Annotated in this window: 11 protein-coding genes and 3 tRNA genes; 5 read left to right on the plus strand and 9 right to left on the minus strand. The window is 44.4% G+C overall.

Going from position 1 to position 11,876, the window contains the following annotated elements:
* Nucleotides 1–57: 57 nt before the first annotated feature.
* From PFJ30894_RS09305 to PFJ30894_RS09315, 3 genes are all read left to right on the plus strand, one after another.
* Nucleotides 58–134: transfer RNA gene (locus tag PFJ30894_RS09305), tRNA-Asp, on the plus strand.
* A 3-nt stretch (nt 135–137) separates the two neighbouring features.
* Nucleotides 138–212 (plus strand) — tRNA-Gly (locus tag PFJ30894_RS09310).
* Nucleotides 213–216: 4 nt separating this feature from the next.
* Nucleotides 217–292: transfer RNA gene (locus tag PFJ30894_RS09315), tRNA-Trp, on the plus strand.
* 105 nt (nt 293–397) lie between these two features.
* Here PFJ30894_RS09315 and PFJ30894_RS09320 read toward each other — a convergent pair.
* From PFJ30894_RS09320 to PFJ30894_RS09360, 9 genes are all read right to left on the minus strand, one after another.
* Nucleotides 398–631, minus strand: a complete 234-nt coding sequence (locus PFJ30894_RS09320) for a hypothetical protein (protein ID WP_021716930.1) — start codon at nt 629–631, stop codon at nt 398–400.
* 117 nt (nt 632–748) lie between these two features.
* Nucleotides 749–1,324 (minus strand): orotate phosphoribosyltransferase, encoded by a 576-nt coding sequence (gene pyrE, locus PFJ30894_RS09325; RefSeq protein ID WP_021716931.1) that lies wholly within the window; start codon nt 1,322–1,324, stop codon nt 749–751.
* Nucleotide 1,325: 1 nt separating this feature from the next.
* Nucleotides 1,326–2,042, minus strand: coding sequence for an orotidine-5'-phosphate decarboxylase (gene pyrF / locus PFJ30894_RS09330; protein WP_046430808.1), 717 nt, complete (start codon nt 2,040–2,042; stop codon nt 1,326–1,328).
* Between the two features lie 12 nt (nt 2,043–2,054).
* Nucleotides 2,055–3,017 (minus strand): dihydroorotate dehydrogenase, encoded by a 963-nt coding sequence (locus tag PFJ30894_RS09335; RefSeq protein WP_021716933.1) that lies wholly within the window; start codon nt 3,015–3,017, stop codon nt 2,055–2,057.
* Nucleotides 3,011–3,784: a dihydroorotate dehydrogenase electron transfer subunit gene (locus tag PFJ30894_RS09340; RefSeq protein WP_125669662.1), complete on the minus strand. Its 774-nt coding sequence runs from the start codon at nt 3,782–3,784 to the stop codon at nt 3,011–3,013. Before PFJ30894_RS09340 ends, PFJ30894_RS09335 begins: the two co-directional genes overlap by 7 nt.
* Nucleotides 3,785–3,788: 4 nt before the next feature.
* On the minus strand, nt 3,789–6,998 hold the full coding sequence (gene carB / locus PFJ30894_RS09345) for a carbamoyl-phosphate synthase large subunit (protein ID WP_125669663.1): 3,210 nt from the start codon (nt 6,996–6,998) through the stop codon (nt 3,789–3,791).
* On the minus strand, nt 6,998–8,077 hold the full coding sequence (gene carA / locus PFJ30894_RS09350) for a glutamine-hydrolyzing carbamoyl-phosphate synthase small subunit (protein WP_125669664.1): 1,080 nt from the start codon (nt 8,075–8,077) through the stop codon (nt 6,998–7,000). The genes carB and carA overlap by 1 nt, the downstream gene beginning before the upstream one ends.
* Complete coding sequence (locus PFJ30894_RS09355) at nt 8,065–9,357, minus strand: dihydroorotase (protein ID WP_021716937.1); 1,293 nt, start codon at nt 9,355–9,357, stop codon at nt 8,065–8,067. Before PFJ30894_RS09355 ends, carA begins: the two co-directional genes overlap by 13 nt.
* A complete protein-coding gene (locus tag PFJ30894_RS09360; protein ID WP_021716938.1) occupies nt 9,341–10,297 on the minus strand; it encodes an aspartate carbamoyltransferase catalytic subunit in 957 nt (318 codons plus the stop codon). Before PFJ30894_RS09360 ends, PFJ30894_RS09355 begins: the two co-directional genes overlap by 17 nt.
* A 423-nt stretch (nt 10,298–10,720) precedes the next feature.
* Here PFJ30894_RS09360 and PFJ30894_RS09365 point away from each other — a divergent pair, with 423 nt between their 5' ends.
* Both PFJ30894_RS09365 and PFJ30894_RS09370 read left to right on the plus strand, forming a co-directional pair.
* Nucleotides 10,721–10,990, plus strand: coding sequence for a CD3324 family protein (locus PFJ30894_RS09365; RefSeq protein WP_021716939.1), 270 nt, complete (start codon nt 10,721–10,723; stop codon nt 10,988–10,990).
* 117 nt (nt 10,991–11,107) lie between these two features.
* On the plus strand, nt 11,108–11,821 hold the full coding sequence (locus tag PFJ30894_RS09370) for an SAM-dependent methyltransferase (protein ID WP_113077678.1): 714 nt from the start codon (nt 11,108–11,110) through the stop codon (nt 11,819–11,821).
* Nucleotides 11,822–11,876: the final 55 nt, after the last annotated feature.

An 11,876-nucleotide genomic window follows, 5' to 3' on the forward strand; every position in this document is an offset into this window, starting at 1 on the left:
CTTGCATCATTCATGGTTTTATGGTATTATTTATATCTGTCAGGACTACTGACAAATGGCCCGGTGGTTCAGTTGGTTAGAATGCCGCCCTGTCACGGCGGAGGTCGTGGGTTCGAGTCCCATCCGGGTCGCCATTTGCGGAAATAGCTCAGTGGTAGAGCACCTCCTTGCCAAGGAGGGGGTCGCGAGTTCGAATCTCGTTTTCCGCTCCATTTTAGGGGTATAGCTCAACTGGTAGAGTAGCGGTCTCCAAAACCGTTGGTTGTGGGTTCGATTCCTACTGCCCCTGCCACGCAAAAGTAAGCTGCAGACGATGTCTGCAGCTTTTTTATTTTAATATGTCTAAAATAAAACCAAGGGAAGTCAGCTGTAATGCCTGACCTCCCTTGGTTACTAATTATAAAAAAGGACTGTCCTTACTTTGATAGTCTATTTTATATTTATCAGGATTAGCTTTGACAATAGCTAACAGTGCCTTGCCTTCACTTCCATATTCATCCGCCTGCTCTTTTACTTCATTTTGCAGATCAAGCATCCACGGCACTAAAGGCGGCATCCATCTTAGCAAGCAGGCGGCAAGTTCATCAAGATTATCTCCTTCTAAAATATGATCTCTGATTACAATATGCATCTTTTTTCCCCCTTTTACACGCATTCTCTATTATAACAAAAATCATATAAAAATAAAGTCCGATCACTTTATTATAAGCGATCGGACTTTATTTTTATACTATCAACACTGTACAATTTATTTTCCGGTACGACCACGTTTAGTAAAAGGCTTACCTTCTTTACAAAGTGGGCAGTCCTCTTCTTTAAATGTTGGTACATCAAGATGCAGTAAAGCTTCAGTACGAATACCAAAATCAACTTTACCGCCGCTGCGGTCAACCAAAAGCCCAATACCGACCGGAATGCCGCCATGTTCTTTAACAACATCCAGAACTTCCATAACACTGCCGCCAGTTGTAACGATATCTTCAACGATCAGTACACGAGTTCCTTTGGGAATCTCAAAACCGCGTTTTAAAGTCATTTTACCATTTTCGCGTTCGGTAAAAATAGCACGGGTATCAAGCGCTTTACCAACTTCGTGCGCCAGCAGGATACCGCCTGTCATTGGACCTACTACCAATTCTACATTATCAGCAGCATAACGTTCAGCCAACTCCTGACAAAGCTTTTCTGTGTATTTAGGATGCTGCAGCACATTGAATTTTTCTACATACATAGGGCTGTGCAAACCACTGGTCAACAAAAAATGTCCGTGAAGCACGGCTTCAGTTTCTTCTAAAAGCTGCATTACTTCTTTTTCTTGCAACATATCAAACACCTCTGATTTCTGCTACGATACTTTGTGCCGCAGCAATTTTATCTTCTGCTTTAGTAATAGGACGCCCTACTACGATATGGCTGGAACCATTTTTAAATGCTCCGGCAGGAGTAGCGATACGGCTTTGGTCATCTATAGACGCACCAGCCGGACGTACACCGGGCGTAACGATCAAAAACTCGGGACCACAGGCACTTCGAATACCTGCAGCTTCCTGTGGCGAGGCAACGACACCATCCATGCCAGCTTCCTGTGCCAGCTTTGCCAAAGCAATAACCTGCTCTGCAATAGTGTTCTTATAATTAAGATCACCAAACTGCTCATCATCCATACTGGTCAAAATAGTAACAGCAATCAGTTTCGGCGCCGGGCGTCCCAATTTTGCAGCAGCTTCACGCACAGATTTAACAGCTGCCTGCATCATCTTTTTACCGCCTACGGCATGTACATTCATCATATCTGCACCTAAACCAGTAAGAACCGCCAAAGCACCTGCAACGGTATTGGGAATGTCCTGTAATTTTAAGTCAAGAAACACCTGCTTATTATGACCTTTGAGGAAGCGTATCATTTCACTTCCCGCAGCATAATAAAGCTCCATACCAACCTTATAATGGCTGACATTATCTCCTAATTCCAATACTACTGCTTTAGCCTGTTCCATTGTGGGGAAATCCAAAGCTACGATCAAACGATCGTCATGATTCATCCTGCCACCCCCTTAACGTTTTACAGCGCGTTTCAGATGGATCTTACCTTCTGGCAACGCCAAACCGATCATATCTTTAAGTTTTTTAATGCCATGCTTATCCATATATTCCAAAATACCATGTGAAATAGTTTCTGCAATACAAGGATTGGTAAAATTAACAGTTCCTACAGCAACTGCGCTGGCACCTGCCAGAAAAAATTCTATCGCATCTTCTGCTGTCATAATGCCGCCCATACCGATAATAGGCACATGTACGTTCTGAGCAACCTGATAACACATCCGCACTGCAACAGGACGTACAGCCGGACCGCTAAGTCCGCCTATAACATTGCCTAAAACCGGCTTTTGCCTGTCAATATCTATTTTCATACCAATCAAGGTGTTGATCAGTGAAATAGCGTCAGTTCCCGCCGCTTCTACAGCCTGGGCCATGGCTACGATATCGGTCACGTTGGGTGAAAGCTTGGTAATCACCATTTTAGACGTATTGCTTTTTACCGCTTTAACTACTTCAGCTGCACTGTCAGGGCAGGTACCAAAAACCAGGCCTCCTTCTTTGACATTTGGGCAGGAAATATTTATTTCTAAAGCGTCAACGCCTTCTACATCCAGTTTTTTGGCAACCTTGCCGTAATCTTCATAGGAATGGGCATAAATATTAACTATTACCGGTACGTCATACTGACGCAGTTGCGGCAACGTTGTTTCCAAAAAATAATCCACACCAGGATTTTCAAGTCCGATACTGTTGAGCATCCCTGACGGAGTTTCAACAGCACGCTGTCCCTTATTCCCCGGCTGCGGTTCTAAGGAGGTACCTTTAACAGTAACAGCCCCTACTTTTTCAAGATCAAGAAAGTCGGTAAATTCCAGTCCAAAGCCAAAAGTACCGGAAGCTGTGGTAATCGGTGTTTTCATTTTCAAGCCGGCAATATTTGTCGCCAACCGTCCATCATACAATGCTTTTACCATTCGCCCACCTCCTCGGCCCAAAATACCGGGCCGTCGGTACAAACCTTAAGCCGCTTGCCTATACCACTGCACGAACAGGACAAGCAAGCGCCAAGACCGCAGGCCATATACTTTTCCAAAGAAACCTGACATTTTATATTTTTTTCGGCAGCAACTTCAGCTACAGCTTTCATCATCGGCACAGGCCCGCAGACATAGACGCAGTCATATTTACCGCTGTCTAAAAGCTGCGGCAAAAGAGCAATTACTGTCCCCTGCACACCACAACTGCCGTCATCTGTCGTAATATGGATATTTTGGCAAATATCTTCGTACAAATCTGTCCAAAACAGTTCTTCTTCCGAACGCCCTCCCATCAAAATCTCTATGGGCTTGTTCTGCGCACAGAATCCTTCTGCCAAATACAGCAGCGGCGCCAGTCCCAGACCACCACCAACCAGCAATGGACGTTCAGCCTCCATAGCGAAGCCATGGCCTAAAGGACCTACGATACTCAGCTTATCTCCACTGCACACTTCTGCCAGAATATGAGTAGCCTCGCCAATAATGCGGTATATCATAATGAAAGTACCATTATCCGCATTTACTCCGGCAACGCCAAAAGGACGGCGAAGCAACGGCGCCGTATTCTTGCAGACCTGCACATTCACGAATTGTCCCGGGACCGCCGTTTTGGCGATCTCGGGAGCATAAACTTCTATTAATTTTGTAGTAGCGTTTAAAACACGCTGACCAATAACAGTGGCGTTCGTAATAGTTTTTGGCACGGGCTTATCCCTCCCAGGCTAAATCCTGCAATGCAACGATGCTGACCACACGGCGGCGGCGCATTGCCGACATAACGTGCTGCAGTTCACGTGCTGTGTCCATAGAAGTCAGGCAGGCAATGGCATGCTCTACTGTGGAACGTCTGATTTTAAAGCCGTCACGCTCAGCATCACGACCATGGTTAGTTGTATTGATAACCATACTTATCCGGCCTTCTTTGATATCGTCAAGAATGTTGGGGCTGCCCTCGCTGACTTTAGTCGCTACGGTCACCTTAACACCCTTTTCTTTCAGATATTCCGCTGTACCTCCGGTAGCCATGATTTCATAGCCCAGATCGGCAAAACCGGCCGCAATTTCTGCCGCTTCAGGTTTATCCATATCAGCAACAGTGATCAGTATCGAGCCTTCATGCGGTACATTGATACCGGAAGCAATACATGCTTTATACAAAGCACGTGAGTACTGATAATCAACGCACATTACTTCGCCTGTAGATTTCATCTCAGGCCCTAATGTAATATCGACATTACTCATTTTGTTGAAGGAGAACACAGGGGCTTTAACTGCATAATAGTCCGGGAAGAAGCCCAAGCCTGGTTTATACCCCTGCTCACGCAGCGAATGACCCATAGCTGCTTTAGTTGCTACATTGATCATCGGCACGTTGGTGACCTTACTCAGGAAAGGAACTGTACGGGAAGAACGCGGATTTACTTCAATTACATAAACCTCATTATTCCGTACGATATACTGGATGTTGATCATGCCTTTTACTTCCAGTCCAAGTGCCATACGGTTGGTATAATCAATGATAGTTTTGATAACCGACTCGGACAGATTACGCGGCGGATAAACAGCGATAGAATCGCCGGAATGCACACCTGCACGTTCGATATGCTCCATAATACCGGGAATCAGCACTTCATTACCGTCGCAGATAGCATCGACTTCGACCTCTGTACCCTGCAGATAATGATCGACCAGTACCGGATGTTCGCGTGAAGCCTTAACAGCACTGGACATATAATGTTTCAGTTCTTCATCATTATAAACTATTTCCATTGCGCGACCGCCCAAAACATAAGACGGACGAACCATAACCGGATATCCGACATCAGCTGCAGCTTTTAAAGCGCCTGCCGTATCAAAAACAGTATGCCCTTTCGGACGCGGAATATTGCAGTTTGTCAAAAGCTGTTCAAAACGTTCTCTATCTTCGGCTCTGTCAATACTGTCAACACTGGAGCCAAGTATTTTCACGCCTGCATCTGCAAGCGGTCCAGCCAGATTGATTGCCGTTTGGCCGCCAAACTGTACGATAACGCCTTCAGGCTGTTCTTTATCAAGAATATTCAAAACATCTTCTACTGTCAAAGGTTCAAAATACAGACGATCAGAAGTATCAAAGTCCGTACTTACAGTTTCCGGGTTATTGTTAATAATGATGGTTTCATATCCAAGCTCTTTCAGTGCCCATACGGAATGTACAGAGCAATAGTCAAACTCTACGCCTTGCCCGATACGGATCGGTCCGCTGCCTAAAACAGCAACCTTCTTTTTATCACTGACGCGTACTTCATCTTCAACAGCATAGGTAGAATAATAATAAGGTGTTTCAGCTTCAAACTCGGCAGCACAGGTATCAACCATTTTATAGGTTGGGATAATGCCCCAGTCCTTACGCATAGCACGTACTTCCATCATCTGTTTACCGATATATTCGCCAATAACCACATCGGCAAAGCCCATGCGTTTAGCTTTACGCATTATCTCCTTAGTCATCGGTTCAGTTTTTAAAACAGTTTCCATCTTGACGATATTCAATATTTTCTGCAGGAACCATCTGTCGATCATCGTGATCTCATGGATCTCTTCCAGACTTACGCCTCGACGAAGTGCTTCGGCAACAACAAAGATACGTTCATCATCGATCTTAGAAATGCGAGCACGAATTTCTTCATCACTCAGTTCTTTTAATTCCGGCATTTCCAGATGAGTCAAACCGATTTCCAAAGAACGGATCGCTTTCAGCATTGCTGCTTCCAGTGTGCGTTCGATAGCCATAACTTCGCCGGTAGCCTTCATTTGGGTGCCTAATGTACGGTCGGCTGTAACAAATTTATCAAAAGGCCAGCGCGGGAATTTCAGTACTACATAATCAATAGAAGGCTCGAAGCAGGCAGTTGTCTTTTTCGTTACAGCATTTTGAATCTCGTCCAGATTATAACCGATAGCTATTTTACTGGAAACCTTTGCGATCGGGTAACCGGTAGCTTTAGAAGCCAAAGCCGAAGAACGGCTGACACGCGGATTTACTTCGATTACATAATAACGTTCAGAATTTGGATCCAATGCCAACTGCACATTACAGCCGCCGCGCACACCCAATTCACGTACTATATCAATAGAAGCCTGACGCAGCAGCTGTACTTCGCGATCGCTCAGAGTCTGCGCCGGAGCGGCAACGATAGAATCGCCGGTATGTACGCCTACAGGATCAAGATTTTCCATTGAGCAGACAGTGATGCAGTTATCAGCCGCGTCACGCAGCACTTCAAATTCAATCTCTTTCCAGCCCGCTACGCTGCGTTCAATCAATGCCTGACCAATAAGACTGTATTTCAGACCTTTATTAACGATTTCATCCAGTTCATCTTCACTTTCAGCGATACCGCCGCCGGTGCCGCCCAAAGTATATGCTGGCCGAACGATCAGAGGAAACCCGACTTTACGGGCAAATTCCTTCGCTGCCGCCATCGTTTCAACGATAGCGCTTTCCGGAATCGGCTGATTGATTTTTTCCATCGTTTCTTTGAAAAGCTCACGATCTTCTGCTCTCTTGATACTATAAATCTGAGTACCTAAAAGCTGCACGTTATATTCGCGCAGAATACCTTTTTCCTCCAGATCTATTGCAAGATTCAGTCCAACCTGACCACCCAAAGTTGCCAGCAAAGAATCAGGACGCTCGCGTTTAATAACACTTTCCAAAAATTCAACATTAACAGGCTCAATATAAACACGGTCGGCAATATGCACGTCCGTCATAATCGTAGCCGGGTTACTGTTGACAAGTACGACCTCCAGCCCTTCTTCTTTCAGAGAACGGCAGGCCTGAGTACCGGCATAGTCAAACTCAGCAGCTTGACCGATAATGATCGGGCCGGAACCGATAACAAGAACTTTTTTGATATTTTGCAGCTTTGGCATCAGTTTTGGCCTCCCATCATTTTTACAAAACGTTTAAATAAATATTCATGGCCGCCTGGTCCGGGGCTTGCCTCGGGATGATACTGAACTGCAAAAGAAGGATGGTCAAGATAACGCAAACCTTCAATCGTACCATCATTCAGTGAGATATTAGTTATTTCCACATTCAGACCGGCTAAAGATTTTTCGTCAACAGCATAACCATGGTTTTGTGAACTGATCAGAACCTTATTTTCCAAAAGGTCTTTAACCGGATGATTGACGCCACGATGCCCGAATTTCATTTTAAAGGTATCAGCACCATTAGCCAAAGCTAAAATTTGATGACCTAAGCAGATGCCGAAAATAGGCTTCTTGCCGATCAGCTTTTTAACTTCTTCAATGATCGGCTGTAAATCCTTCGGATCTCCGGGGCCATTAGCTAAGAAAATACCGTCCGGCCGTGCTGCCAAAATCTCCTCTGCTGTAGTATATGCAGGAAAAACCGTCAAATGGCAGTCAAAACTGGCCAGATATTCAAGAATATTTTGTTTGATACCAAAATCCATGACCGCAACATGATATTTGCCGTTGCCAAGCGTATAAATTTCAGGAGTTGTTACTGTAGCTACCTGATCATGTACTTCTGGTGTAGCCAGCAGCTTTTCCACTTCCTCCTGCGGCATTTCTGCCGGCACGATAACACCCTGCAGTACACCATAATTGCGAAGTTTACGGGTAATCGCACGCGTATCCACGCCTGTCAGTACAGGTACATCCTGTTCATCTAAAAACTGTTCCAGCGTTTTTTCGCAGCGCCAGTTGCTGGGATGATCACACAGTTCACTGATCACATATCCCTGAAAAAAAGATTTTCGCCCCTGATTAAAAAGATCGTTAGTACCATAATTTCCAACTAAAGGATAAGTCATAACAACAATCTGCCCGCAAAACGACGGATCAGTTAAGGTTTCCTGATAACCGCTCATACCGGTAGTGAAAACAACCTCACCTACCGCATTGCGTTTACCATACAGCTCGCCTTCATAAACACTGCCGTCTTTTAATACCAATTTACCTTTTCTTGCTACCGTTTGCATACTTCACCATCTCTCATTACGAATTTACCTGCTACCATCGTAGCTACGGCTTTGCCTTTACAATGTTTTCCTTGGAAAGGAGTTACCTTGCCGCGTGTATAAAATTTCGTATTATCAACAGTCCATTCTTTGTTAAGGTCGATAATAGTTACATCTGCCGGATAACCAACTTTTAAACTTCCAGCTTTTAGTGCAAAAATATTCGCAGGTTCTGTACTCATTTTACCAATAATTTCGTTAATTGTGAAGATGTTTGTATGATAAAGATCAGTTAAAACTACACCAACGGATGTTTCCAAACCCGTAAATCCGCAGGGAGCATAACGGAACTCAACGTCTTTTTCTTCAGGAGCATGCGGAGCGTGGTCAGTGACGATCGCATCTACCGTGCCATCTTTAACTGCAGCGCGCAAAGCCTCTACATGATCCATGCTGCGCAGCGGCGGCGAGACCCTGGTAGCACTGCTGTAAGTAGCACAGGCCTCGTCAGTTAAAGTCAGATGATGTACTGTAACTTCACAGGTCACATTGACACCTTTTTTCTTAAAGCCGCGAATGATATCAACAGCGCCTTTACTGGCAACATGCGCAATATGTACATGTGCGCCGGTATATTCGGCAATAAGACAGTCGCGGGCAACAGCAATATCTTCTGCTATTGCAGGTATACCGGGCACTCCGATACGTGCGGAAACAGCACCTTCATGCATGTAGCCTTCATGTCCCAGTTCCGGTTCGATAGCATGGGAAATCAAAACTTTATCAAAAGCACCTATATATTTGGCGGCAAGTGTAAACAGACGCGGACTGTTGACAAAGTGCCCGTCATCCGAGAACGCCATCGCGCCTTTTTCAGACATATCGATCATTTCAGCCAGCTCTTTACCTTCCTCGCCTTTGCTGATAGCACCGATAACCTCTACATTAACATAGCCTTCACGTGCAGCACGTTCCTTAATACCGGAAACAATGATAGAGTTATCAATAACGGGTTTGGTATTCGGCATGCAGGCGATAGTCGTAACACCGCCGGCTGCCGCAGCCATTGTACCTGTTACGATATCTTCCTTAGCTTCCAGGCCCGGTTCACGCAAATGTGTATGCACGTCAACCAAACCAGGCGCCACTATAAGCCCATCGGCATCATATACTTCATCGGCAGCAGCTTTAATCTCCGCCGCAACTTCTTTGATTACACCGTCTTCCACCAATAAATCCATAATGGCATCAATATTTTGGCTGGGATCGATGACACGACCGTTTTTAATCAATGTTTTCAATTTGCTTACCCCCCGTCAAAGTCAAGAATAAGAGTGCCATACGTACTGCTACACCATTTTGCACTTCATCACGAATAGCGGCGTTATCGCAGTAGCCGACCTCCCAGGAAATTTCCAGTCCGCGATTCATCGGCCCGGGATGCAGGACAGTAACATCGGGTTTTGCCAGCGCCAGACGCTTTTCATTCAAGCCAAAGATTCGTGCATATTCACGCGGAGACGGGAACAGTCCTTTTTTCTGACGTTCCAGCTGAATGCGCAGGACATCAATAACATCTGCACCTTCGATAGCATCTTCAACACGTTTGTGTACGGTTACGCCCAGACTTTCTATATCGTGAGGCAGCAAAGTCATTGGTCCGGCTACATGTACATCAGCCCCCATCTTAGTCCAGGCAGCGATATTAGTACGGGCAACGCGGCTATACAGAACGTCACCTAAAATCGCCATTTTTAACCCCTTCAGATCTTTTCCCTGTTCACGAATGGTAAACATATCCAGAAGTCCCTGAGAAGGATGTGCATGCGCTCCGTCACCGGCGTTGATGATAACAGGATCAGCAACCTCCGCAGCATAAGCAGCGGCACCCTCGATCGGATGGCGCATAACGATTGCGTCACAAGCCATAGATTGTACAGTAAGAATAGTATCGCGCAGGCATTCACCTTTTACAACGCTGGAGCTGGCAGTAGTAATATTAACTACGTCAGCGCCAAGATATTTTCCAGCCAGCTCAAATGAGGTTCTTGTTCTGGTGCTTGGTTCATAAAAAAGGTTGATAATGGATTTTCCCCGCAGTGACGGCACCTTTTTGATATCACGTTTCATGATTTTCTTCATTTCTGCCGCAGTTTGCAGAATCATTTCATATTCCTCGATGGAAAGTGAATCCAGATCAAGGATATCTCTGCCACCCAGAGATACGTTTGCTTTTGCCATTGTCCTACCTCCTATTAATCACATAAAAAAGCCTTCTGTGCCTGCAAGATGGCAAAGAAGGCTTGTAGTACAAGTTACCTAAAAGTCTACCTTACAGTCTCACAGGACCGCTTTAAAGGTAATATTCTATTGGTAATATTTTACCATCCATTAAGTGGTACGTCAAACCAAAATCAAAATATTTTCCAGGAATTTTACTTCCCACGCATTACAGCAAACCTACAAATCTGCTTCTTGCAATATCTGCCGCTATCGTATAAGATAAACCCAGAATCTATTATTTGAAAGGAGGATTGCTTTATCAATCCTTTAAGAAATATCGATGCGGTCATGTCAGGTAGCAAAGGCTATTTGACAGGCAATCGCTAAAACAAAACAGCTTTTGCTGCCATCCCGGTAATTATAAATCTGGGAGGAAGCAATATGTGCTATCAAAACGGTAAAAAAATATTACCACCGCCACTTTTATCAGCTATTCAGGAATACATAGACGGTGAATATATCTATATCCCTCGTAAAACCAATAACAAACGCCCCTGGGGATCGACCAAAGGTACAAAACAACAAACTGCTGAACGTAATCAGGAAATATTCTGCCGTTATCTAAGTGGAATTCCTGTTACTGTTCTTGCCGAAGAATACTTTTTGTCATCTAAAACAATATACAGTATCATTGCTAAAAAGAAAATCTGATCCTTGAGAACGTCATTACCTGACGTTCTCTTTTTCTTTTCAGAAAAAAAATGCAGGAAGTAATTTTGTAAAACCTGTAATATAATAAACACAAAGACAGAGAAAGCAGGTGCTATAATGAAATATCCTAAAAGCGAACAATACGACAAGCAATTTCTGCTTGAAAATATGATGGGCCCTAATGCCTTAAAAATTTTAGAAGAACTTACAGAAGGAATAAAACTCACGTCAGATATGAAAATACTTGATTTGGGCTGCGGCAAAGGACTTACATCAATCTTTTTAGCAAAAGAATTCGGCGTACAAGTCTATGCAACCGACCTTTGGATAACAGCTGCAGAAAATTTTGAGCGCTTCAAAAAGCTCGGGCTTGAAGATCGCATCATACCAATCCATGCCAATGCCCTTGACCTTCCCTATGCTGAAAATTATTTTGATGCGGTGATCAGTGTCGATTCATATCATTATTTTGGCAATACACCTGAATTTATGGACACCAAACTAGCTCCTTATATCAAACCAAATGGTATCATTGCCTTAGCCTTCCCCGGCTTCAAAAAAGATTATCACAATAATCTGCCGTCCGAACTGCTCATTTCCTGGGGTGCTGAAGATCTTGATACCTTTCACAGCTGTAAGTGGTGGCACGAACTGCTTTCACAATCTCAAACGATCAATATCGAAAGCATCTCAGAGCTGAAGTGTATGGAGGAAGCCTGGCAGGACTGGCTGGAATGTGATGAGGAACATGCCATCAACGATAGAGCTTCAATGAATGCCGGTGCAGGGAAATATATGAATCTTATCGCCATCAAAGCTAAAAAACTCTAAATTCTATTTTTAATAAACAAACCCCGCTGTCTTAAAAGACAACGGGGTTTTTCTT

Origin of the sequence: Phascolarctobacterium faecium (genome assembly GCF_003945365.1) — a bacterium.
Taxonomy (GTDB): Bacteria; Bacillota; Negativicutes; order Acidaminococcales; family Acidaminococcaceae; genus Phascolarctobacterium; species Phascolarctobacterium faecium.